Source organism: Lactobacillus sp. Sy-1 (assembly GCF_019303535.1).
Taxonomy (GTDB): Bacteria; Bacillota; Bacilli; order Lactobacillales; family Lactobacillaceae; genus Nicoliella.
Genome location: NZ_JACCIU010000002.1, coordinates 64,461 through 87,898 on the forward strand (window position 1 = coordinate 64,461; position 23,438 = coordinate 87,898).

Sequence of the window (23,438 nt, forward strand, 5' to 3'; positions counted from 1 at the left end):
TAAAAGCGACTCTCGAACGGTAATCCTAAAATTACCGTTCGAGAGTCGCTTTTATCTTCACCAGAAATAAATTCCATCATCACTAAGCTTTTATTACCATAATGACGTTATGAAACTATACCCAATAAAGTTACCGTGGTTATCATTCTCAATAACGACCCCATAGTAGCAACACACCTGACTGAACGCCACCTTTAAGTGCATCCGGATCTCATAACAAGTTAATCATCGTTCCACTAATAATCATTTTTCGGTTCATCATTAATTCCCCCCATCAAGAATATTATCAACTATTCAAAAAGCATCGTATTATAATACATCCCCTGATAGTAAGTTGTTGCTGTGGCCATTTGACTAATATTAGTTCCTAAGATATTAGCCCGATGCCCCCAATTCTCCCCAACAGCATCATCATACATATATTCGTTAATCATATTAATCGTTGTTGTCACAGGGGTGTCAGTTGATATTCGGGACTGAATATTTTCACGCAAAACATAGTCACTAAAGCCAAATTCCTTTGCTAAGCCATCGACCCGCCAACTACCATCACTATTATAATGATCAACTCCTAACTGAATATTTTGCTGGTTCCGCGCCTGGGATAGTTGATATAAGTCGTTATTCCAGGTTAGCGGCGCAATCCCATTGCGATAACGCAAATAGTTTACGTAGTTAAAATCAGAGTTTTCGTTAATCGTATCGGATACATTAGTATTATTTTTATTCGGGTTTTTTTGTAAGTAAAGGGAGCTACTAATAATCCAATATAGCCTCTTATAGTTATTAAATTTAACCAGGTAATAAACAACATCCCAGTCACTAGCTTTTCGATAAATCACAGTCCCCTTGGAACCAAGTTTAATCGTTTGTTTCCCATAACGAGATGATGTTTCACCGGTTGGGAACTTGGTGTATTGCAAACTGGTATTCGAGGCCACGTATTTTACCTTGGTCCCTTCAGCATAATTCGAGTTACTAAGGTATAGATTCGGATCGTAATATTTATATCGATCAGTAACGTTGGTATTAAAATCGTTTAGGACCGTGCTAATCGTTGAAGATGACTGCCCGGCTAGGGGACTAGCAGCATATACAATGGTGGTGCTGAATGTTAATCCGGTAATAATCACCGTAATGGCTGTGATAAGCCATTTTTTTAGCATCATAAACATAATCTCCATTCCTTACCATATTTATTTCTTTGATAATATCCAAAGACTAAAAATAACCCTAAATATCAATACACTATGTAACTACACTCCAAAAATAACAAGAAGCCACTTTTAAACATCTTCTTGTTCAATTATTAAATTAATATTAAGCTTGAATTAAAGGACCTGTCAAATTATTCTGTTGATAAAATTCAACTATTTGATAAATTGAATTCCGAACTCAATTTAAGAAAAGTTCAAATTTAGTTATAATTAATCATGAACACTTTCGTTTCACTCAAAAATTTATCGTGTACATATTAGTGCTATCTTTAATCATTAACGATGAATTAGCAGTATTCAAAATCTTAAGGAGTAGTTATCATGAAACTTAAAATAAATCTACTTACATCTATAACAGCAGTTGCTGTCGCATTTACCATTGGCGCAACCACCGTCCATGCCGATAGTCCGCTAGCTTACCAGGCCCCTAGCACCATTAAGAAGGTGCTATATAACTTTAACGCCAACGTTCCTGACCGTTATAAGTATTACGATCCCAATCAATTTCTTAGTAATGCTGATTATCACATTGGGACCAAGGTAATTTATCAATTTGCCAGCTCTTCGCTCCAATTTGCCCAATTTCCCCAGAGTGCGACTGATACTACATCCGGGGTGCAAAAGTTTCATACCGGTGCAATGGGTAAAATTGTGGATAGAAGGGTAAGTGATTGGGACGCTGTTTACTATCAGGTTAAGTTTAAGGGTAGCAAGCAACCCTACTGGGTCATGGCTGCTGACTTGTTATTAACCAAAAATCGGAATGCCAAAAATCGTAACATGACCAGTGCAGTGGATAAAAATTACGATTTCAGCTATATTAATTACCTTCGTTATCGAAACGGCTTAAATCCGCTAACTTGGAACGCCCATCTATACACGTTAGCAATGGAACGTAATATTGAAATTTACAATGAAGTCAATAAGACTGGTTCAATGACCCACTTTAACCCCGATGGTAGCTTACAAGTTGATACACTGCGGCAACAAAAGGGTTGGGATGACAATATTATTAGTGAAAACATTTCAAATTTAGCTTCAACGGATACCCCAATGACGTCATCCATCAACATAATTAATGAATACATGGATAACGATTCCGTGGGTGAAAATTGGGGACATCGGAAAAATATTTTGGATCCAAACGTTACCCAAATGGCCACTGCAACCGTTTATCTTGGTGGGAATTACTACAATACGATGCTATTTGAATGATTAAAATAATGCTAAAAAGCCCCCAACTTATATTGAAGTTGAGAGCTTTTTAAATCTTTTCTATTCTATCTGGTCGCTATCCCGATTCGTTTTAAATCCAATAATCGTTACAAATAATAATGTAGATAGGATTACTACGGGTGGGAATATAAGATTATTTTACCTCATTTACGGCATCTGCAGGTTTATCACCATTTAATACAGCTAAAACATTGTCTAAGGCTTGATTAGCCATCTTAGTCCAACCTTCAATTGAATGGCCTGCACAGTGAGGAGTCAGGAAAACATTATCTAACTTACGAATAGGACTATCCATTGGTAATGGTTCCTTGTCATAAACATCTAAAGCTGCTCCAGCAATTTCTTTATTCTTAATTGCATCAACGAAGGCATCCTGATCAACTAATGGTCCCCGACCTAAGTTCAACAGATAAGCTGATTTTTTCATCATTTTGAATTCATCCGTTGAGACCGTGTTAATTGTCCCACTTACCGCAGGTAAATGTAAGGTAACGTAATCACTGTTCTTAAATAGCTCTTCTTTCGAAACAAATTTACCGTAATTAGTATCTTTAGGAGTTCGATTGTAAATTAAAACATTCATTCCTAAAGCTTGAGCACGTTTGGCGACTTCCTGTCCAATGTGCCCAAAGCCAACTATCCCCAAAGTTTTATCAGTGATTTGAGTACTCATGATAGTTTGCCCATAATCACTATCTCCTTCACGCATCTTATTAGAGATGGTATAAGAATGCTTAGATAAAAGCAACATATCAGTAATTACGTTTTCAGCAACTGAAACCGCATTTCCACCAGGAGTATTAGTTACCCATACATTGTGTTTGGCAGCAACTTGGGTATCAACATTGTCGTAACCAACCCCTTGGCGAGCAATGATTTTTAAATTAGGCATTTGATCAAACATGGAATTGGGAAATGGTAATTCCATTAAGATTGCTGCATCAACATCACTTGCTTTATCTAAAATTGATTTTTCATCTTCTGATTTCAAGATAACTGGATCTAACCCATTATCAATAATCCGTTGATGAATAAGATTATCAATCACTGGTGTTAATAAAAGTTTTTTATTCAAAATAATTACCCCCTAATTTTAGTTAACTATATCTAATATATTAGTTCTAAAAACTAAACCATGTCTAATAAAACGATTAGAAGAAGAACATTGCAATTTCAATTCCAGAGGCATCTAATTCTATAATTAAATAAGGAATCTATTAATTAGCACCCTTTATTTATGAAAAAAGTAAGAATGATATAGTCACTACTCATTATATAAAACAATTGTAACTTAACAACAAGGTAAAGCAACCATTAGACTTGACTTGAGAAATATCAGTAGATATGAATTTTGATTATATGGAATGTAGGGATTGAAATTGATTTCTCCAATAAGTTAGGAGATACAAATTATCGAACCCTGAAGGTTATTAATATATTAGTAATAAATATAATATACACAATATTGCTATAAAAAATTAATCAAAGTGGTAAAATAAATAAAGATTCAAGTTATTGATATTAGATTAAAATAGGAGCTGATTAAGAATGAAATTAAGAAACATTGCAATTGCAACAATGGCTAGTATCTCTTTATTCACATTAACACCAAGTCTACATAATAGTGCTAACGCTGCGACTTGGCATAAAGGATTACCAAGGGTCCTTTACGGAAATTGGATTAGTGATTTTAAAATGGCTAAGGGTACTGGATCAAAGTACATTCGTGTATCCGTCGTAACTAGTAAGCAAGATAATACTTTCATCCCTTTCCAAACCATGTATAACAAAGATAAAAAAGAAGTTGAGAAAAATAAAGAAGCTGATTTCAGTGATTATTCTGATCAAAAGTATCAGAAGTTAAATAAAAACACATATTACATTACATCTGGTAAGGATAAACGTACATCACCATTGCAAAAATACACAGTAGTAATGCATGGCAAACATCACTTCACCGTTTCAGGAAAACTACTATACAGTAGCAAATCCATGAAAACTGAGTATCAGGGACAAAGCGTTTCGCTTAACAAAGTTAAACACAGTGAAATCCCAATGGATTAATGCGGTTAGGAAAGCATTTTGTATAAATTAATACCAATTAAAAGATTCACTATCTGAAAAAACAAGTATAGTGGGTCTTTATTTTGTATCACTGTTAATTTGCCCTTTTACATAAAATCCATTTCAATTGAAAATAAAAAATGATTAGCATAAACTAAGTATGATTGGAGTTATTAAAATGAACAATGAAGATTATTTTGATACTGATTTAGGTCGTTACTATTTAGTGAAACGTCCAGGTAATTTGTTGGTTGTATTTTTGAATGGTGAAGATTCTTTTAGTACATACGATGTGTTTAAACCCATTATTGATGTGTTAGATTCGTCAGTGGGATTCCTTGCAATTGATAAAATTGGTGCTGGACATAGTGATAACCCCCAACACGATTATTCTGCAGTCGATGAGGTTAATTCAATCAATAAAATGATTAATAACATGAATCCAGAGAAAGTAATCTTTGTTGCACATAGTGCAGGTGGGATTAGAAGTATTTTATTAGCTAATCAAATGGATAATGTGGTTGGCTTTGTTGGAATTGAGCCAACGACTTTACAGGTAATTTCTGATCCAGAACTACAAAAAGAGTACTTTAAGCATTCACCCAAAGATATGGAAAAATTCATTAAAAATCAACTAAATAAGAACTATCCAGCAGACCTAGCTGCTAAGGTAATGAAAACAGCAACTGATAAGGATGAAGAAACTACTGATCAGGATATGGGAAGAATTCAAAAGTCATTTGAAAATATTGATTGGCAAAAGTTACCAGTACTGCCTAAGAAGGTTGAATCAGTAGTAATTGCTGAAGAATTCAGAAAAAACGAATATGCTGATTCTGAATACCACACTAGTAAATACACTTTTGTTGCGCTAGGTTCTAATCACTACATTCAAATTGAAGAACCAATCAAGGTCAGTAAAGTATTAAACGAATTGGTTGCCAAATTTAAAGCATAAAAAGTAGGTCATTTATGATAAAAATGAGTACTCTAAAGACTGTAATTTAATATATTACATTTAATGGGTGTAAAGTCTCTGGTTCAATCCCGGAAATCTTACGACCCATTTTTTTAATCCGTTGATTACGATTACTATAATAATCTTCATTAAATGTGCTTCTATGATAATAATATAGCCCATATTTAGAACATATCCGGTAGGGTGTAATCAATCAGACCAAATTATCTTTCCCCCATAATAATGAAATATGATAAGACTATATAAATTAATCCAGTCTATTGACATATAATTATTAAATAGTTATATTTAACTAACCTTATTTTAAAAATTACTAAGAAATAGGAGAAATAACCTTGAAAAGCAAACTAATGAAAGTCGCTTTATTTTTAACATTAGCAATAATATTTGTATACATCAATTCTACACAAATCATATCAAATGGAATTATATTAAAAGTTATATCAGCTATATTACTGATAATTAATGGTGTAATTGTTTTTAAAGCAGCATATAATTATACATTAAAAAAATAGTATGTATTATAAGACTGCTCCTATGATAATAAGATAGAAGCATTTTTATATTTTGTCCCTTTTAGATGTAATTATTCTAATCATATTAAATCACCGTTAATCCTATACTAAGATAGATAAATAGTATTAATTAAAAATTACACAAATTTAGTCCAATTTATTGAAATAGGAGCAGTCCTTTTTTATAACAGTTTATATTCTTTCACTTTTGTTCATGACTTATTCGATCATCGCATTTTTCTCAATACCTGCTTAATAATGATTAAAATGATGTTGCACTAAAGTTAATTAGCGTGAAAAAAGCAGACTTTAGAGTCATTAAGTTTCTGATTTGTAACCATGAAACTCTTGAAGCTAAAACGCTCTTTTGTAGACATCACGATGAACAAGTAAAAAATTATCAAATGAGCAAACTACAAAGACATAAGGCTAAAAGACCAGTTCGTTGGATGTTTGAATAGGCTGAGCCCTAATTGTTATAATTTCATATTATATATGAGATTTTTTTAACTCATTGTAGATTATAATTTTTCAATTATTAAGTCTAAGTTTGGTTGACCATTCCAATAGAAGCCATCTGGATAGATATCATCTAAGATTTCCGGTAAGGTTTCTTGAGTGTTGAACCAAAATTGGAGTCGACTTTGAATGCCATCATAGGTCCACTCTTTTGGTTGTAAAATCGCATGAAACATTACCGGGTTATCAACGTGTTCTAATACTTTAGAAGCTTTAGTTTTTAAATTAATTTCTAAAGCTAAGATTGGTTCATCACTAATGTTAAAAGTTAAGCGGACATTGTCGTTCATATTTTAAAAATCCTTTCTAAGTTAAAATTGTTGTTATCATCATAAGTTTACTCCTCATCCTAAATCAGAGACAAGAAAACGAAAAAAACACAACGAATCTACCTGAACCCCGTTGCTGAAGACCTGTAAAAGTATCAGCAGTAGCTCAAGAAAAATTATGTAAAATCTAGATTGCTATTTCCGAATGGTAGTAATGCCGATTAACCAATTATAACGATAAAATACTATAAGGTCATGATAGAGGTAGGCAATTTGCTAGGAATAAACTACTTATGCATTATTTAGGAATGGAAGAGGCCTCGACATAGAGTGCATTGGATAATATCGGCTTTCACTAAATAAGATCCACTATCTGAAGATATGATAGTGGATCTTTAATTTATATAATTGTTAAACTGCTCTGTGAAATAGACCAAAGATTGCTCCTATAGTATTGATTGGTACGTAAGATGGTACAACAATGAGAGAATCAGCTTGGTTAAAACTACATAAAATCAATCCAAGTTATTGACATAGGAGCAATATATTAGTTAATGAGGAGCATTTACTTTAAAAAGCACTTCATTAAGTAAATAAACCCCACCAATTTTTAGTGGGGTTTTTATCATCAATAGATGACTAGTATTTAATTTGAGTATTTTTAACGATGCTATTTGATTCCTTATAATACTTCCCTAAGTGTGACCAGCCTACACGATCACTATTATGATCACCACCAACGGTATAATCCCAATAAACATTAATAGTCTTATTGTTTAAAAACTTAATCTTATAATAAATGTTAGATGAGTCATCTTTATGAACTGATTTAGTTGTCAACTTATAATTTGGATACTTACCAGTATAAGATAGATTATTTGAACTATCGCTACCTACCTTACTCATTTTAATATCAACGTTGTTACTTTTATTGTAAAATACAGCATCTTGTTTAGTTTTTAGTTTATTAAAGTACAAAATATTTCTTTGATACTCTGTACTGAGTGGTTGTTTAAAATGCTTTGTCACCCAGGTGCCCTTCAAAACACTGGGCGTCATTTTTTTCGAAGATGCGTTAACATTAATGGTACTAAAAAGGAACAGCGATGATAATCCCGCTAAAAAGAGGACTGTTTTTTTCATTATGATCAATCTCCATATCTATGTAAATATAGCCTTATGCAACTAAATACAGCCAAATTATAACACTAATTAAATAAAGCGCAAAATGTATGCTTTGTAGCAAAGCATATCTTTTTATTTGCGTTGGAATAGGCTGTCCATTTCATGGTACAATCTTAATACAAACTTTTTTAGTTATATGATTAAAAGCATTTCATTTCACAAGACAAGAAGAATAGGCATCGCAGGGATTCCGATAGGGATTTAAGACGCTAATGACAACCTTAGAACATATCGATTAAAGTAGCGAGCATTGTGGCCACATATAATTGGCACCGATTCTTCCAATGTGCGCCCTTCATTTTGTAGTAATTGACCATTACGACGGTCAACACTAGCAGCGTTACAAACACAATAATACTTAGCATGTTAAATCTCTCCCCTAAATAACTTTAATTGCCGTTATTATACAACGAATACGCTTATTAGCAACCAGAAAGGATGAAACTCCATGAACCTAGACCACCAAGATCAAGACGTACGACCAATTAAGGATTTAGATGCCCTCGAACAAGTCGAAGATACGCTTTTAAACAACTTCAAGTATGGCGTCCGTAACCTGACCATCTTCCAAGTAGGGAAAGCTACCTTACTACGAGCCAACGACGTCCTCAACCTTAAGTACGATGACGTCTTCGATGAAGGCGATGAAGTGAAGCGTTCAGCCTATATCAAGGACAAGAAGACCAAAAAATCACACCGCATCTACCTTAACCCCGTCGTTGATGATCTTTACAAGTATCAACGCTGGTTAAAGAAACACGATGTGCAATCTAGATGGTTATTCCCCAATAGTCGGGACTCTAATAAGCCATTGGCCACTACCCAGTACTATCAGGTTATGCTGAAGGTCGGAGACTTACTAGGCATTGGTTATCTCGGCACCCACACCATGCGTAAAACTGGTGCTTATATGGTTTATAAACAGTCTAACTATAACCTAGCGCTAGTTATGAAGCTATTGAACCATTCTAGTGCAGCAATGACGCTACATTATTTAGGGCTGGAAGAGGCTTCGATGGAGAGTGCGCTGGATAAGATTGAGTTCCATTAATATAAGCGTAAAAACAGATTTACGTAATACAAAGGGTGAGTGATTTAATGGTAAGCAATAAATCAAATTGGCTATTAAAATTAGTTGATGAGAAACACTATAATGATTTTATTGAAAAAGGTGAAATTTTTTTTGGAGATGTTAAACGTTATCAAGATATAGAAAGAGAGGAGCTTAATAAGGGTATTGGAGATAAAAATGATTCCCATGTTTCATTTTCTAAACAAGACTTATTAGACATTAATATTAGTTTAGCTGTTAAATACGGAGATAAAGACATTACTCTTCTTAATGATGATATAGCTGAGTTAGATGGCGAAAGCTTGGGCTATACTCCAAACGCTAGCATCTTTTGTTCAATTAAAATTCTATTAAGCGATTTATTAGAAAAAAAGAAATTTAAATCTGATATTAATCAATCTAATCTATTTGATGATAATTATAGGAAAAAGGTTGTATTAATAACTGATAAGAATGAATTACTAAGACGCATTGAAAAATCAGCTTATGAAAAAGGAGATTTGGACTATAATGACGTTACTTATAAAAAAGACTTACAAAATTATTTAAGACCAAAACTGATTAAGAGCTTTGCTGATAATAAATTACTTTCTAAGTTTAATAAAGAGGTTGTATTTTCTAAGGATTTATACTTTAGTAATCAAAGAGAAACCAGATTTGCTATATTCAGAAAAAATGTTAAAAATAAAGTTATCTTTAATGTCGTTGATGATAATATGGTCGATGTATCTACTAATCAAAATTACGAAGATATCAAAATTTATGTTGGCAACATTAGCGATATAACTGTAACTTTTGATAGTATTGACTCTTTTTTGGAAAGAGTTAAATTAGTTATTCCTAAATAATTTTAATAATAACTAATTGGGAAAGTCACATTATTACGGGTCAGAGACTTTCTTAATCTCAAGTATGATTATGTTGCCCTTTTGATGAGGGCGATGAAGTTAAGCAATCAGCGTACATCAAGAACAAGAAAACGAAAAAACACACCGTATATACCTGAACCCCGTTGCTGAAGACTTATATCAACGGTGGCTCAAGAAGTATGATGTGCAGTCGAGATGGTTATTTCCGAATAGTAGGGATGCTAATAAACCGATTGCAACAATGCAGTACTACAAGGTCATGATGAAAGTCGGTGATCTATTAGGAATCAATTACCTAGGAACCCATACGATGCGCAAAAGGTATATAAGTAGTAAAATTATAATCTAGTGTTGGTAATGAAGAGCCTGAATCACTATAGTGCTGCAATGACACTTCATTATCTAGGTCTAGAAGAGGCCTCAATGGAGAGTGCATTGGATAAGATTGAGTTTCATTAAATAAAGATCCACTATCATATTTTTCAGATAGTGGATCTTTATTTTGTATAACTGTTAATCAGTAAGAGTGAGATAGATAAAACACTGTTTTAATATCTAGGTTAAGACTTTATAAATTTAGTAAAATTAATGAATTATAATTAGCATCAATATTTGACCAATCATTACTAAAAAAGTCGCTAACGATGGCTACTTCCAAAATTACAACGTCGTCGTTAACGGCTTTTGTTTTAAATTATCTTAAAGGGTCGGTTGGATAATCATTCCTATTGGGAACTTTGACGAACTTTCCAAAGCTCTTCCAGTGCTTATAACCGGTGAAATCACCCTTCATCTTCATCGTAAAGCCTTTACCGGATTTCTTTACGATATAGTTCCAATGTAGGCTATCTTTAGAATATTTACCATCTTTCATTTGGTATGTATTTTTACCAATTTGTTTATAAACTAATTTTAATAAAACAGCTTCGACAGTTCCCATTTCTGTAGCTTTACCGGATTTTTGGAAGCCAAAGTAAGCGAGTGCAACATTTTGGTCTTTAATTTTAGTGCTAGTGTAAAGTATATAATGTTTATACCAACCCTTAACAGACCCATTAGGAAATTTTTTAGTGCTCATCCAAGCTTCAGATTTCTTAACAAAACTTGGTAAACCGGTATGCCAACTGGAAGCACTTGCTGATTGCGTATCGTTTACCGCCAAAACAGATGCTGATAACGATAGCGTTAATGCTGATGCGACTAATACGTGTTTAATGTTCAATGAAAACATCTCCTATATGCGAATTAATTTAAATATAATATCAAATTATCTTAAATGCAAATATTAAAAAGTTAGGTTTAAAGCCTAGTTATAGTTGGATTGATTTTGCTAATTTAGACTAAAAAAGTGCTGACCAGATGTAGGGCAACACTTAATTATTTACATGAAGTCTTGAACGAATGCCATATTTTTATCACCATCATCGTAGGTTTTATCTCCTAATGAGGCTCCAATACCAATTTTAGTAACACTTGGGTCTACCATATTTTGATAATGTCCACCATGACTTGATTTTTCGGCGTAATATCCATTATATTCTATTTCGGCCGCATCCGTAGGGCTCATTGATAATCCCCCATAGTGGCATGCGGCATTTTCATTTAATTCGGCGTAACTTTGGAATAGTCCATCCTTGACGGCGTTTAAGCCACTTAATTGTTGTCCATTGAAATTATGATGACCGTCAAAAGTGTTCCAATAATTATCAAAGTAATACGTATCATCTTTAGCGGTGTCTTGAGCCACTTGGGTTAGCTTATCGTCTTCGGTAACGGGTGCTACACCAACTTCACTACGGGCTTGGTTAACTAATTCGAGTTCACGGGCTTTGAAAACTGGGAGCCACTGATTCCAATCTGTCATTTGTCCGACTGTGTAGTCAAATCCATTGCGAATATCATCATGTTGCCAATTAATAGGGGCGACTCCTGAATCGTGTGAGTTTTTGGAATCTTGGTTAGCTTTAGCAATTTGTGCTTTGAGTTTTTGAGATTGCTTTTTGAGCATGGCGTCTTGACTGGTTGAACCTTTAGCATATTTGAAAGCGGATGCGGTTACATAGCCTTTAACTTGTGTGCTGTAGTAATATTTAGTTCCGTTATACGTAATGGCGTTACCTTTGGTTAAATGCTTCGACGTTGATTTATTAGTAGCACTAGTTAGTTTGACATGTTTACCAGTTTTCTTGAATTGATAAACCGATATGGTTTTGCTACTTGCGTGGGCTGCGGTTTGAGTGGTTGCAACGCCGACACCGAATACGGCCACGGTAGTTGCGAAAGTTAAAATTGATTTCTTCATAATAGCTCCTTAGTTTTAGTTATTGAATTCTTGTGCAATTCCTAGATTACTTGATGGGTCATTTAATTTTTCAACTGTTAAGCCAACTGTCAAATATTTGGTATTTGGACTCATCATATTTTGATAGTGTCCTCCAGTAGGGCCTTCTTCAATTGTTTCTTCCAAGAGGTCTTTTGCAGCTTGTTGAGGTGTTTCTAGTTCACTTGAATTTGCAGGATTTGTTCCAGTATTTTCAGCAATATGATATGAAGCTTCTTCGTATGAAGGGTATACGTTATATTGCGCTGCAAGAATGTCAGAATATGTTTTTCCATTTTGGTCGTAATGACCATTATACCAAGATTGATTCCAATACTTTAATTCTTGTTTAGCACGTTCGTTCGCTACTGGCTGCATGGCTGGATTTTCATTTAATGCATTTAGTCCATGACTGGTACGATATGCATTGACATCGTTTGTGAATTCAGTAATGAAAGCTTTGGCATAGGCATTGGCATCCGTAATGGTTTCTTTTTTAGCATTGTAGCCGTCCACGGACACGTCTGGTTTGTTAGTGACTTTACTAAAATGATGTTGAACGGGCTTGTAGTGTTTGTTGACATAAGCTTTAGGTGCTTTTTCAAAAACTGAGTCGGGTACGTATCCTTTAACCGTTGAGCTGTAGTATACTCTAAAGTTTTTGTATTTAAAACTGTGTCCTTTCTTTAATTTTTTGGATACTTTTACCAATTTTGCACTAATGTATTTATAATGATTACCCGTTTTCTTAAATTGGTAAACTGCGATTGTTTGGGTGCTAGCATGAGCAGCCGTTTGAGTAGTAGCAACGCTGGTCCCGAAGAGAGCAACAGCAGTTGCGAAAGTTAAAATTGATTTTTTCATAATTGATTAGCTCCTTATTTCTAATTGCTGGTGTATTCTTCGGCGATAGCAATTCTGCTATTGGGGTCATTTAATTTTTCGACACCGACGCCAACACAAAGGGTTGTATAGGCTGTATCCATCATGTTTTGGTAATGTCCACCGATACCACCTTTATCATTCACTTCACCAACCCACATTAGATATAATAAATCGTGGGCGGCTTCTTTGGGCGCTTCAAGTCCATCCGAACCAATTGGGTTCCCAGCACAATTTTCGGCCATAAATGTTGGATTAATACCCGCTTGAGATTCTAATTCAGATGCAATAATGTTTCCATTGGAATCATAATGGGTGAAATTAGTTAGTAATTGATTTCCACGTTCGTTGGCAATTGGTTCTAGAGCCGTATTCCAAATTAGTGCGTTAGCACCATGACTAGTACGATAGGCATTGACTTCGGCAAGATAATATTGACCGAAGGCTTTACTATATGCATTAGCATCAACAATGGTTTTCTTGTTAACATCAAAGCCATCGACAATTTGATCCGGTGTTGAAGTTTGCTTTGCGGGCTTGGTTTGTTTAGGGGTATCATCTTTCATAAAGTCATGTAAGGCTTTAATATGTGATTTTTCGGCTTTTGACAGGTGCTTAGTTTTAAAGAGTTTAAATGCACTAGCTTTGGCATAACCATTAAGTTGACTACTGTAATAATATTTGATGCCTTTATATGTAACGTCTTTGCCCTTCGTCAGCCGGTGCGTTACCGTCGTGGTGGTCTGACCAGATAAGGTAACGTGATGGCCCGCCTTTTTGAATTGATATACGGTCACCGCTTTGCTGCTGGCTTGCACACCGCCATTCGTTTCAACTGCTAAGCCCAGTAAGGTGGCCAAAGTGACGGCACAAATAAATGATTTTTTCATCTTGATAACTCCTTCGATATGACTTTCATATGTATAAATGTTAATATCGTAATCATATCACTGGAATACATCGTAGACAACTAGATCCGTATTAAACATCGTTACGGGTTTTATTATTAAATTGTGATGAATCAATTGAAATCAAACATCACACGTGAGTGTCAGGAAAGAAGATGGCAAAGAAAAAACCGGAATCAAAGTCGACGTCGATGATTAAGGTTGTATTAACGATTACTATTTTTTATTATTTTATAAGAAGCAGGGCTGAAATCTTATTCATTAAATCGTTGGTTAGCATTAAGTATTTCTAAATATACCTTTAATGATTATTATCAAAGTGCTCCTATGATAATAATATAACCCATATTTATAACATGTCCGCTAGAGTGTACCCTATCCTCCAGTTAAAGCTTCAAAATTTAATTAACCTAAAACTGTAACAATTAAGTGCAACTTAACTGACATAAAATAGTTTTCTTTTGCCGCACCGCCATAAAACCATGCCAAATAGCGCTAAGGATGATAAAATATTCATAGATAACCCCATCTGAAAAAGTGCTAATCAGCCAGCTTTAAAGAGGGATTATCGCATTCCCATGACAATAGAGAGTTAAATTATCATAAATTTAGAAGCCAAGATAGTAGTCAAATCAACTAATTAATTTTTATTATGCAATAAAACTATGATAAACTGTTTTTATCACAATAATAGGAGTTGATATAATGTCTGATAGCACGCTACATAAATTAGCCCGCCACGGTCGATGGTTTTCAGCCCTCCTGATAATAATCGGGTTAGCCCTAATCGCATTGATTTACATTAACGTTAACAGTGGGAATGTAGTTACTTTTAACATCGGTGGTGAAATTGTACTTATAATCTTAAGCTTTTGGGCTGCAATTAAAATCTGGGGAGCCCAAAGGGTAGCTGCACAACAAGATCATGAGGAATTCCTCAGACAGCAGGCAGCCGAAAAAGCATACATTGATAGTATAAAGCCTGCCAATACGGTGTCATACACTACCCTTGATATTGAAAAACAAGACGTAGTTGACTATTTGGGCCAGGGCGACCGCACCGTTAAATACATGTTCATCGATCGCGACCGCGCAGTTACTTTCCCCGAATCAACTAGCGGTAACAACGTTAAGTACTATTTAACTGAAATTGATTTTACACCTGATATTCAAACCGTAATTAGTGGAAGTACAACCAATTTTGGTCAAAACTATAACAGCGGCTTAAACAATGGTTTAAATAACACCGGTAACAGCACTTCATTTAACACATTTGGTAACTCTTACAACCGAGGAACCTTTAATGGTCAAACCCGAACAGTTGAACATAAAACTAGTGCTTTGATTACACTTGTTACAACTACATTAGACCGTTCATTTAAGATTCAAATCAACGACGTTGAAAGTGATAAAATCGATTCACTTAAGCATTACTACTTGCTCAATGATTTTGAACTCAAAAAATTTGGTTTAAAATAAGTTAAATATCTTTTATAGAAAAAGCCTAGTGCATAGTGTACTAGGCTTTTTTCTATAATCATAATAAGGACTCATGCGTAAACCATAAGTCATTCAGAGCTAGCTTAATGTTCCAATAACTAAAACCTATCAATCCTAAACGGCGTTAAATCAAATTCTACATCCCTATTTTGTGCTCGCTTCACAACAATTTCCCCCAACACACTCGCAAACTTAAACCCATGACCACTCAACCCAGTAATCACCTGAATGTTGGGTTGTCCCGGCACCCGGTCAATTATGAAATCTTCATCTGGCGATAAATCATAGGTACATGCTGCTCCATGGTATAACCCGGCAGTTCCACTTAAATGCTCACTGAATAATAAGTCGACATCATGCTCGTCACTATCATATTCTCCATATGGTAAGCGCCCTTCCCGTTGGTTAATTGGTTGTCCACCGTTATGGTGGCCAATTTTTATCAAACCATCCTTTCCAGGAAAGCCGTAATAAATTTCGCCGGTTTTATCTTCAACTGAAAAGCAACTAAATCCTGCAGACTCGTTTAGATTGGCATCCTTAACCTTAAACCAACCAAAAACCTTTCGTAATGGTTGAATGGGTAAGTCAGGTAGTAACTCCTTCACCCAGGTCCCAGCAGTCACCGCAACTTGGTGGGCGAAATAGGTATTGTTGGTTGTCTTTATTTCTACGAGGTTAGTTTCCACCTGTTTAACCGATTGAACCTTCGCAGTAAAGTCCTGTGTAACCCCATTTTGCTCCGCTCCAGCTATGTAGGCCCGAATTGCATTTTCAGAAAGTAAGTACCCACTATCCCTTTCAAAAATCCCCCGATAGTCATCGTCAAAATGCCAATCTGGCCAACGGGCATTAATTTCACTTGCTGTCAAGTGATCAACGGGGAGTTGATATTCAGCAGCCGTTTTAGCAACGTTAGTAATGAATTCAGTATTTTGAGGACCCACGTTTAAAACTCCAACTTGATGAAAAATGTCTCCCCTACTTTGCGACTGCAATGATTCCCAAAGTTGTTGTGCCCTTAAAACTAGTGGCAGGTACTTAGCTCCCTCGCCATAAGCATGCCGAATAATTCTAGTTTGACCATGATGTGATCCTTGATCATGCGGTGGCCGTGCCAAGTCTAGCTCCAAAACTTTTAATCCGTCTTGACTGGCGTAATAGCCAGCCGCCGATCCTACTGAACCAGTTCCAATAATTGCTAAATCGTAAACTTTTCCCATTTTAACCGCCCCTTTATCAATAATAAGTAAAAAAAGCATCCGCCCAATAAAGGACGAATGCTTTCGTGATACCACCTTTGTTCGCAGTTAAATCTAATTAACTACCTCAAAATTGGGTGCCCACCTAATGATGGTTCCCCTTGCATCAATATCGGATGCAAAACCGTTAGCAGCTAAATATCGCCACTAATAACTCCAAGCCCATCTTCAAAATCAACTGCGTCATTCCTTTACACCATCCCGGAACTCTCTGTGACGAGTTAGCTTTCTACTCTGCTCTTCAGTCTTATTTTATTGATTAAATTATTTTGAGATAAATATACATTAACGAATTTAAACTGTCAATCTTCCAATAAATTATTTATAATTAATAATTTATAAAAGATAATTAATTATTAATTTTCAAAATCAAAATCTTTCAAACACTTCAAAACACTCACAAGATGCTACTAACTAGCCCTTCGCTGCGCCCTTTTGAGATCACGCTTATTCTTCGGAAAAAGATACCTAAGTGAGCGCGCACTTTTAAATCCCATATGATGGTATAGCTCCCCACCATTTTTACTAACGGGATGGGCAAGCTCAACAATGTCAGAAATAATATCATCCCAGTCATAGTCAGAATCAATCTCATCAACCATGTACTTCACACACAGTGTCACCATCGCTAATCCGTTGCTAACCATTTTGCACTGCTTACTAGCTTTTTGGTTTCCACTATATTCATACATAATTTCATTTGCATTTCGGAATAACTTTCTGACGTTTGGTTGAGTTTTAATTTTAACGTCAACCAAGTTTTGATTATGACAACAAATATTACGTGCTAAATGGACTAACCCCACTACCGATAGTAACGTCTTGTAGTCCAAGTGGTATTCCTTCGCCAACTTAATGGCGTTTTTCCGAGATAAATTCTTGATAATGAATTCAATATCACCAAACATTAACAAGCTAATCCCAAACCATGCAGAAGGGAGCCCCTCTTTATTGAGATTGACTTTATTTTTATATTCCGGATTGCTAGATTTCTTCATTGAATGCCGGATTTTCTTTTTAAACAGGAGTTCCTGCTTCTTTATAAAATCCTTCCCACTGGCTTTGCTAAACCAGTTTGCAAAATCTAAGTAGCCAAAATCCTTATACTCGTTGGTAAACAAATATGACAACTTTATCTTTAAAGATAGTTCGATTTTTTCGATTGCTTGTAAAAAATGCATTCGTAAATTCTTATCTAGGTAAAAGCGATTCGCAATGCTTTTTAAGCGAACCCCGTTATACCTGCCCTTATGTAAAAACGGCAGTGAAAACTCCTTAATCTTATAGTAACCAATTATTTCAAGTTTGGTGGGCTTCTTAAGCTCCTTCGAGTTAATAATCATGCCCAATTCTTCCAATTGTTTCATCTGTTGTTTGTAAGTCAGGTTATGAGGGGTCGCCACAAGATCATCCTCCTAAATAAAAAACCTCAGTATCAAATGCAGATGCATCTGCCCAATAACTGGGAACCGAGGTATTGTCGTCAACGTCAATTACGTCATATTCAGCTGCATCAAATAAGAATCTTAACATATTAAAATAATTTGGAACTAATTTGAAGATTAAAGTCAGCCGGAGCTAGCTTACAAATTAATTATATCGTGTTAACAAGTACAACGCTATTCATAACCCGTTTTAATTCTGGACTAGTCCGTTTGGGACCGGTCAATAATGATAAAGAAATGGCAGCTAAGGCCACCCGATTAGTGCCTACCAACATTATCACTGAAAAAACAACTGGAATTGGGAATGGCACCGCTGATCTATCAATTGTAATTGGCGGAATGTTAATGGCACTTGGTTGTTTCATTGGAGTTATGTCAGCGTCGATGATGGTCTTCTCCCAGTTCGAAGAAGCTCTCAATGCTGGCAGCAGCCGTTTACAAGCATTTGGGATGTATGAATTAACATTCCTTACTATGGCTGTGTTAGGGCCCATCCTTAGTACAATCTCCTTTAAACTCATCACTGGAATTTCCGTTAGCGTTGCCCTGCAGATGTACCTACAAAGTTTTATTCTAACGTTTGTTTCAGCCCAGTACGTAAGCATCTTTACCATTTGGCTAGGCCGAATCGGGCTGTTATTTAACCTCCCAATGGCACTGGTTCAGACGCTGGCTTCTGGAGCGATGGTGCCAGCAGAGCTGCTGCCAATACCATACCACATTTTCGCTTCGATTCTACCAATTCCATTCACATATCAATCTTATATGAGCATTTTTTCAGGAATTAACAAGGCTAATATTATTGGTTACGACGGTCGTTTAATCATAATGGGATTGATTTCTGCCGCCATCGCATATGGAATCGTTAATATCCGCAAATTCCATAAGCATGTCAATGCGAACGTAAGTTAAAATTAAACCGAATCAAAAAAAGCTAATCTAACGATTAACTTTTTTCTTTGGATCTATTTATGTAACCATTAAAGCCCTAGTTATTGTGTTGATAAAGCCATTCCTTTTCCGGTTTAATCTTAGCTACATAGCCGTTAACTTCATCTTTTTGTCCCTGGTTAACGTAGTAATCATTTATTAATCGACTAACCGTATCAGTCTTAGTTGAGAAGTGACCATCGGCAACCCCCTGTGGACCCGGAACCCACTCTTTATAGGTAACGTTATCCCCGTCTCTCTTATAGTAAATATAAGAAGTTGGATCACCATTTCCAGTTAGAACGCTAAATCCTTGTACTTGGTTACTGCAATTTTTGTTATTAGCAATGTCATAGTACATCCCACCATCAGAAACTAAGTTCTTAAACTAATCGTCTTATTCATATTTTAAATTAGTCGAACACATTGGATGTTATTTTATTAATCGTCCAATCACTCACACCATAAATTTTAAGGGTGTAATAGTATCAATGTCAAAAAATAGTTTAAAATAAACCTAAGTAGCTAACACAATATTAATTAGTTAATTCCATTTACACTTCTTAAAATAAACTTTGCTATTTTAATCGTGCATTATCAATCTTTATTAGATATAATAAGGTTAGGCATGCGAAAGAGAGAATACATATGCCAAAGAGAGATCCTAATTGGGATACTCTTTTTTGTTCTCAACTCCAAATAACACCTAGGGGAAATTTATAATGAAATTAACCAAAAGACTAATGCCAATGCTAATTGCAATCCCGCTAATGGTTACGCCATTTCTAAGTAGTACAGCTAACGCAAATGCTGCAACCACTAAGACAACGTTTAAAGACTACGTTGTTGTTAACACTAAATTCTATAAGCAAAATAAGCCATTCACCGCTAAGTCCAGCCACTTAACTAGTTATCAGGCCGCTTTTATGGCTGACGAGCCGGTCGTATCACTTGGCAAGGCCAAAAGCGTTAAACTAGCCAGCCGTAAGGTAACGGTTGATCAAAAAATAGTTGTTAAAATCAGTTCTGCATCTGTTAACACCCCTTTAAAGAATAAGCAGAAGTACAAATTAGCTAAACAGACAACGTTCCTTCACGTTAAGAAGGTCGGTTGGGTAAACGCTACAAACCTAACTAAGTCATAATTCCATTTTGCCATCATCGTTAAAGTTACATAACGGTGATGGTTTTTTAATGGTTGAATTGGCCACTCTCAACTTCGTTAATAAATTCTACTAAGTGTTGATAGTAAGCTGGTGCGTTATCTACCATGTGGCAATGACCAGCATTAGGTGAAGACACAAACTTAGCATTTGGCATACGCTGCGCCATTCGTTTCCCAACCGCAACTGGCATTGTTTCATGTTCGCCAAAGGTGATTAAAGTGGGGCGTTTAATTTCACTCAAATGACTACCAAAGTGCCAATCCTTTAAAATGCCAGTAATTACAAATTCATTATCCCCTTGAAAAGCGTTATAGACGTCTTTATTAGTGGTATCAACCAAATGGGCAATTTTAGCTGGTTGGGTCCTCATTACATACCCTTGATTTAATTTTTCAACGAAGTCCTGGTAGCGTTGGTTATGAAAATCATTTTGCTGTTCACAGGCTTTCATAAACTGGTAGTCGTCATCCGACAGCTCTTGTTTCAAAATGCGATCTAAATTATCAGTATAGTCATCAATGTCATCAACCATCGAGGCAATTACAACCCCTTTTAAATGTTCACCAAACTTAGCCGCATACAGTTGAGTTAAAAGTCCACCCCAGGAGTGACCCATTAAATAAAAATCATCCCATCCTAGCTTTTGCCTAACTTCTTCAACCTCGTTTAAAAAATAATCATAGTTCAAAAACCGACTTGCAACCGTCGGGGCTTTAAAGTCCGGCGTTTCTGAATACCATGAACCCAGTTGATCATACATTACCACCTGAGCTTCTAAACCGTATTTCTTCAGCTGTTCGTGAGCATCCTCCCACACCTCATGATTACTACCAGGACCACCATGCAGCGCTAAAATTTTAACGTTTCCAGAACCTACCTGTCGCGTCCATAAGTGATAGCCATTATCTAACTGTAAAAATCTATTTTGTGCTTCCATCATAAATTTCTCCCCTTTATAAAAATCATTCAATTAAATAAACAAAAAACGCACGAACCTGAAACCAGGCCGTGCGTTTGCTACGAAAAATAGTTACTATGTAGCACGGCCCAACTAGTGATCCGTGCGTTATTAGTTCAACTGCAGATAAAAATTACCCTAGTTAACACCCAGATCGAAATTTTGAATACTAATAATAATAACCAAAATTTCGATAATGACTGCTACTAGTGCTGAATAATAATTTTGAGTTTTACTATTCGATAACTGCATAGCTGAAATCCCCTTTTATTAATTTATGATTAGATAATACAACTTTTATAACTAATTTACAATTATTTTTTAATTTTAAAAATTTCAAAGGGAGCATTTTATTTGGAAATAATATAGTAAACCAAAGTTGAATGATTATAAAGTGATTATAAAATAGGGGTTGACATTTAATGAATGATTAAACTAATATTGGAGGCGTTCAATAATTCTAACGATTTGAAAGGAATGGTTTTTATGAAGTTAAATCAGTTATTAAAGGTTGGTGGAGTTGCCTTTGTTGCTACACTAGGCTTAGCAGCCTGTAGTTCCAGCAAAAGTTCCACAGAATCATCCAGCACCAAAAATTTAAATTGGCAGGAGCAAACTGAGTTACAAACGTTAGACGTTTCTAAAGTAACTGACGTTGTAAGTGAAAGGGCTCAAGAAAATGCTAATGAGGGACTATTAACATTAGCAAATGGAAATACTTTAAAGCCTGGGGTTGCAACTAGTTATAAGGTTTCTAAAGATGGTAAAACCTACACATTTAATCTTCGTAAATCCAAATGGAGTGACGGATCGAAAGTAACCGCAAAGGACTTTGTGTATGGTATGCAAAGAACCGTTAATCCTAAAACAGCTTCACAGTATTCATACTTACTAGACCATGTCCAAAACTACGCAGCCGTAACTAAGAAAACCATGCCAGTTTCATCATTAGGCGTAAAAGCAGATGGGGACTACAAGTTAGTCGTAACCCTATCAAAGCCACAAAGTTACTTTAAGTACATAGTTTCAATGCCACCGCTGTTCCCACAATCAGAAAAAGCTGTCCAAAAGTATGGATCATCATTTGGGACTAAGAGTTCAGATCAAGTATATAACGGACCATATAAAGTTACCGGATGGAACGGTAGTAATGATACCTGGAAGTTAGTTCGAAATAAGGACTACTTCAATAATAAACAGACCAAGTTAGATCAAATTACATTTAGTGTTTCCAAGGATCCGCAAACGACACTCAATGAATATCAGAGTGGTAAATTTGATGTTGCGACCCTTTCTGGTAAACAACAGGTAAATAATTTCAAGAAATCTCCAGAACTAAATAGCCTTCCAGAATCATCTAACGTATATCTTCAACTAAATCAAAAGAATCCAGTCCTCAGAAACTTAAACGTTAGAAAAGCCCTTTCGCTAGCATTAGATCGAAAGGGCCTTACGAACGACGTTCTAGGTGATGGATCATTCACGGCCAATGGATTCGTACCTACTGACTTTGTTAAACATAACGGCAAGGAATTCTCCGATCAAGCTGCTGAAAACAATAAATTTAATGCCGTTACGTATAATTTAAGTGCGGCTAAAAAATATTGGGCAAAGGGTCTAAAACAACTGGGCAAAAAGAAGGTAACGTTAACCCTAGTGGCTGACGACGTTTCAAAAGACACTAAGACAACCGAAGCCCTTCAAAGCAATCTAAGCAAACTGCCTGGATTGAAGGTAAACAATGAAAATCTACCAGCTAAATCCGCATCTAGCTATGGACAAAGTGGTAAGTTCGACTTGACCCTTAGCTTGTGGATTGCCGATTATCCTGATCCAATTACTTTCTTACAACTATTAGAGTCCAATAATTCATACAACTACGGGCACTGGGACAATAAACAATATAACCAATACGTAGATGCAGCAGAAGGAAAAGACGCTAATGATGCTAATAAACGGTGGAATGATTTAGTTAATGCTGAAAAGACCCTTACCAACAACGTCGGGGTAATTCCGCTATACCAACAAGTTCTTCCACAAGTTCGCAAGGATAAAGTAAAGGGGTTAGTTTACTCCCCAACCGGACAAGGATTTAACTTTAGATACACTAGTTTAAAGTAATCATATAACCATAGTTAAAAG

Annotated in this window: 23 protein-coding genes and 1 other annotated feature; of the genes, 9 read left to right on the forward strand and 14 right to left on the reverse strand. The window is 35.6% G+C overall.

Features of this window, described 5'->3' with window-relative positions; all coding sequences use genetic code 11:
* Positions 1–290 precede the first annotated feature (290 nt).
* Positions 291–1,169 carry a CAP domain-containing protein gene (locus HZL42_RS07000; RefSeq protein ID WP_219282940.1) on the reverse strand — a complete coding sequence of 293 codons (879 nt, stop codon included), beginning with the start codon at positions 1,167–1,169 and terminating at the stop codon, positions 291–293.
* Between the two features lie 369 nt (positions 1,170–1,538).
* Between HZL42_RS07000 and HZL42_RS07005 the strand changes: the two genes are divergently transcribed.
* Positions 1,539–2,432 carry a CAP domain-containing protein gene (locus HZL42_RS07005; protein WP_219282941.1) on the forward strand — a complete coding sequence of 298 codons (894 nt, stop codon included), beginning with the start codon at positions 1,539–1,541 and terminating at the stop codon, positions 2,430–2,432.
* A 154-nt stretch (positions 2,433–2,586) separates the two neighbouring features.
* Here the strand turns inward: HZL42_RS07005 and HZL42_RS07010 are convergent, their stop codons facing one another.
* On the reverse strand, positions 2,587–3,528 hold the full coding sequence (locus tag HZL42_RS07010; protein WP_219282942.1) for a phosphoglycerate dehydrogenase: 942 nt from the start codon (positions 3,526–3,528) through the stop codon (positions 2,587–2,589).
* Positions 3,529–4,001: 473 nt separating this feature from the next.
* Between HZL42_RS07010 and HZL42_RS07015 the strand changes: the two genes are divergently transcribed.
* Both HZL42_RS07015 and HZL42_RS07020 read left to right on the forward strand, forming a co-directional pair.
* Entirely contained in the window at positions 4,002–4,517 is a 516-nt protein-coding gene (locus HZL42_RS07015) for a hypothetical protein (protein WP_219282943.1), read from the forward strand.
* 178 nt (positions 4,518–4,695) lie between these two features.
* Entirely contained in the window at positions 4,696–5,475 is a 780-nt protein-coding gene (locus tag HZL42_RS07020; protein WP_219282944.1) for an alpha/beta fold hydrolase, read from the forward strand.
* 1,057 nt (positions 5,476–6,532) lie between these two features.
* On the opposite strand, the gene HZL42_RS07025 is transcribed toward HZL42_RS07020, so the two are convergent.
* The 3 genes from HZL42_RS07025 to HZL42_RS07035 all read right to left on the reverse strand — a co-directional run bounded on the left by HZL42_RS07025 (position 6,533) and on the right by HZL42_RS07035 (position 8,349).
* Positions 6,533–6,820: a hypothetical protein gene (locus HZL42_RS07025; protein ID WP_219282945.1), complete on the reverse strand. Its 288-nt coding sequence runs from the start codon at positions 6,818–6,820 to the stop codon at positions 6,533–6,535.
* Positions 6,821–7,438: 618 nt separating this feature from the next.
* Entirely contained in the window at positions 7,439–7,942 is a 504-nt protein-coding gene (locus HZL42_RS07030) for a hypothetical protein (RefSeq protein ID WP_219282946.1), read from the reverse strand.
* Positions 7,943–8,205: 263 nt separating this feature from the next.
* Positions 8,206–8,349: a hypothetical protein gene (locus tag HZL42_RS07035; RefSeq protein ID WP_219282947.1), complete on the reverse strand. Its 144-nt coding sequence runs from the start codon at positions 8,347–8,349 to the stop codon at positions 8,206–8,208.
* Positions 8,350–8,432: 83 nt separating this feature from the next.
* On the opposite strand from HZL42_RS07035, the gene HZL42_RS07040 reads away from it, so the two are divergent.
* Positions 8,433–9,035 (forward strand): tyrosine-type recombinase/integrase, encoded by a 603-nt coding sequence (locus tag HZL42_RS07040; protein ID WP_219282948.1) that lies wholly within the window; start codon positions 8,433–8,435, stop codon positions 9,033–9,035.
* 47 nt (positions 9,036–9,082) lie between these two features.
* Positions 9,083–9,904, forward strand: a complete 822-nt coding sequence (locus tag HZL42_RS07045; RefSeq protein ID WP_219282949.1) for a hypothetical protein — start codon at positions 9,083–9,085, stop codon at positions 9,902–9,904.
* 715 nt (positions 9,905–10,619) lie between these two features.
* On the opposite strand, the gene HZL42_RS07050 is transcribed toward HZL42_RS07045, so the two are convergent.
* The 4 genes from HZL42_RS07050 to HZL42_RS07065 all read right to left on the reverse strand — a co-directional run bounded on the left by HZL42_RS07050 (position 10,620) and on the right by HZL42_RS07065 (position 14,017).
* Positions 10,620–11,147 carry a hypothetical protein gene (locus HZL42_RS07050; RefSeq protein ID WP_219282950.1) on the reverse strand — a complete coding sequence of 176 codons (528 nt, stop codon included), beginning with the start codon at positions 11,145–11,147 and terminating at the stop codon, positions 10,620–10,622.
* 159 nt (positions 11,148–11,306) lie between these two features.
* Positions 11,307–12,227 (reverse strand): CAP domain-containing protein, encoded by a 921-nt coding sequence (locus HZL42_RS07055; RefSeq protein ID WP_219282951.1) that lies wholly within the window; start codon positions 12,225–12,227, stop codon positions 11,307–11,309.
* Positions 12,228–12,242: 15 nt separating this feature from the next.
* Entirely contained in the window at positions 12,243–13,109 is an 867-nt protein-coding gene (locus HZL42_RS07060; protein ID WP_219282952.1) for a CAP domain-containing protein, read from the reverse strand.
* A gap of 20 nt (positions 13,110–13,129) precedes the next feature.
* Entirely contained in the window at positions 13,130–14,017 is an 888-nt protein-coding gene (locus HZL42_RS07065) for a CAP domain-containing protein (protein WP_219282953.1), read from the reverse strand.
* 723 nt (positions 14,018–14,740) lie between these two features.
* Between HZL42_RS07065 and HZL42_RS07070 the strand changes: the two genes are divergently transcribed.
* A complete protein-coding gene (locus HZL42_RS07070; RefSeq protein WP_219282954.1) occupies positions 14,741–15,514 on the forward strand; it encodes a hypothetical protein in 774 nt (257 codons plus the stop codon).
* A gap of 119 nt (positions 15,515–15,633) precedes the next feature.
* Here HZL42_RS07070 and solA read toward each other — a convergent pair whose 3' ends face one another.
* The 3 genes from solA to HZL42_RS09000 form a co-directional block, all read right to left on the reverse strand.
* Positions 15,634–16,758 (reverse strand): N-methyl-L-tryptophan oxidase, encoded by a 1,125-nt coding sequence (gene solA / locus HZL42_RS07075; protein ID WP_219282955.1) that lies wholly within the window; start codon positions 16,756–16,758, stop codon positions 15,634–15,636.
* 46 nt (positions 16,759–16,804) lie between these two features.
* Positions 16,805–17,049, reverse strand: a binding site (T-box leader).
* A 158-nt stretch (positions 17,050–17,207) separates the two neighbouring features.
* Positions 17,208–18,200 carry an Abi family protein gene (locus HZL42_RS07080; RefSeq protein WP_219282956.1) on the reverse strand — a complete coding sequence of 331 codons (993 nt, stop codon included), beginning with the start codon at positions 18,198–18,200 and terminating at the stop codon, positions 17,208–17,210.
* A gap of 4 nt (positions 18,201–18,204) precedes the next feature.
* Complete coding sequence (locus tag HZL42_RS09000; RefSeq protein ID WP_255552603.1) at positions 18,205–18,330, reverse strand: hypothetical protein; 126 nt, start codon at positions 18,328–18,330, stop codon at positions 18,205–18,207.
* 68 nt (positions 18,331–18,398) lie between these two features.
* Here HZL42_RS09000 and HZL42_RS07085 point away from each other — a divergent pair, with 68 nt between their 5' ends.
* Positions 18,399–19,154 (forward strand): hypothetical protein, encoded by a 756-nt coding sequence (locus HZL42_RS07085; protein ID WP_219282957.1) that lies wholly within the window; start codon positions 18,399–18,401, stop codon positions 19,152–19,154.
* Positions 19,155–19,230: 76 nt separating this feature from the next.
* Here HZL42_RS07085 and HZL42_RS07090 read toward each other — a convergent pair whose 3' ends face one another.
* A complete protein-coding gene (locus tag HZL42_RS07090) occupies positions 19,231–19,533 on the reverse strand; it encodes a hypothetical protein (RefSeq protein WP_219282958.1) in 303 nt (100 codons plus the stop codon).
* A gap of 361 nt (positions 19,534–19,894) precedes the next feature.
* Between HZL42_RS07090 and HZL42_RS07095 the strand changes: the two genes are divergently transcribed.
* A complete protein-coding gene (locus tag HZL42_RS07095; protein ID WP_219282959.1) occupies positions 19,895–20,317 on the forward strand; it encodes a hypothetical protein in 423 nt (140 codons plus the stop codon).
* Positions 20,318–20,363: 46 nt separating this feature from the next.
* Here the strand turns inward: HZL42_RS07095 and HZL42_RS07100 are convergent, their stop codons facing one another.
* Positions 20,364–21,275: a proline iminopeptidase-family hydrolase gene (locus HZL42_RS07100; RefSeq protein WP_219282960.1), complete on the reverse strand. Its 912-nt coding sequence runs from the start codon at positions 21,273–21,275 to the stop codon at positions 20,364–20,366.
* A 507-nt stretch (positions 21,276–21,782) separates the two neighbouring features.
* On the opposite strand from HZL42_RS07100, the gene HZL42_RS07105 reads away from it, so the two are divergent.
* Entirely contained in the window at positions 21,783–23,417 is a 1,635-nt protein-coding gene (locus HZL42_RS07105; RefSeq protein ID WP_219282961.1) for a peptide ABC transporter substrate-binding protein, read from the forward strand.
* The last annotated feature ends 21 nt before the right edge of the window (positions 23,418–23,438 follow it).

Coding starts and splice junctions, on each gene's coding strand:
- HZL42_RS07000 (WP_219282940.1), bottom strand. CDS start 1,169: ATGATGCTAAAAAAATGGCTTATCACAGCCATTACGGTGATTATTACC.
- HZL42_RS07005 (WP_219282941.1), top strand. CDS start 1,539: ATGAAACTTAAAATAAATCTACTTACATCTATAACAGCAGTTGCTGTC.
- HZL42_RS07015 (WP_219282943.1), top strand. CDS start 4,002: ATGAAATTAAGAAACATTGCAATTGCAACAATGGCTAGTATCTCTTTA.
- HZL42_RS07020 (WP_219282944.1), top strand. CDS start 4,696: ATGAACAATGAAGATTATTTTGATACTGATTTAGGTCGTTACTATTTA.
- HZL42_RS07025 (WP_219282945.1), bottom strand. CDS start 6,820: ATGAACGACAATGTCCGCTTAACTTTTAACATTAGTGATGAACCAATC.
- HZL42_RS07030 (WP_219282946.1), bottom strand. CDS start 7,942: ATGAAAAAAACAGTCCTCTTTTTAGCGGGATTATCATCGCTGTTCCTT.
- HZL42_RS07035 (WP_219282947.1), bottom strand. CDS start 8,349: ATGCTAAGTATTATTGTGTTTGTAACGCTGCTAGTGTTGACCGTCGTA.
- HZL42_RS07040 (WP_219282948.1), top strand. CDS start 8,433: ATGAACCTAGACCACCAAGATCAAGACGTACGACCAATTAAGGATTTA.
- HZL42_RS07045 (WP_219282949.1), top strand. CDS start 9,083: ATGGTAAGCAATAAATCAAATTGGCTATTAAAATTAGTTGATGAGAAA.
- HZL42_RS07055 (WP_219282951.1), bottom strand. CDS start 12,227: ATGAAGAAATCAATTTTAACTTTCGCAACTACCGTGGCCGTATTCGGT.
- HZL42_RS07060 (WP_219282952.1), bottom strand. CDS start 13,109: ATGAAAAAATCAATTTTAACTTTCGCAACTGCTGTTGCTCTCTTCGGG.
- HZL42_RS07065 (WP_219282953.1), bottom strand. CDS start 14,017: ATGAAAAAATCATTTATTTGTGCCGTCACTTTGGCCACCTTACTGGGC.
- HZL42_RS07070 (WP_219282954.1), top strand. CDS start 14,741: ATGTCTGATAGCACGCTACATAAATTAGCCCGCCACGGTCGATGGTTT.
- solA (WP_219282955.1), bottom strand. CDS start 16,758: ATGGGAAAAGTTTACGATTTAGCAATTATTGGAACTGGTTCAGTAGGA.
- HZL42_RS09000 (WP_255552603.1), bottom strand. CDS start 18,330: ATGTTAAGATTCTTATTTGATGCAGCTGAATATGACGTAATTGACGTT.
- HZL42_RS07090 (WP_219282958.1), bottom strand. CDS start 19,533: ATGTACTATGACATTGCTAATAACAAAAATTGCAGTAACCAAGTACAA.
- HZL42_RS07095 (WP_219282959.1), top strand. CDS start 19,895: ATGAAATTAACCAAAAGACTAATGCCAATGCTAATTGCAATCCCGCTA.
- HZL42_RS07100 (WP_219282960.1), bottom strand. CDS start 21,275: ATGGAAGCACAAAATAGATTTTTACAGTTAGATAATGGCTATCACTTA.
- HZL42_RS07105 (WP_219282961.1), top strand. CDS start 21,783: ATGAAGTTAAATCAGTTATTAAAGGTTGGTGGAGTTGCCTTTGTTGCT.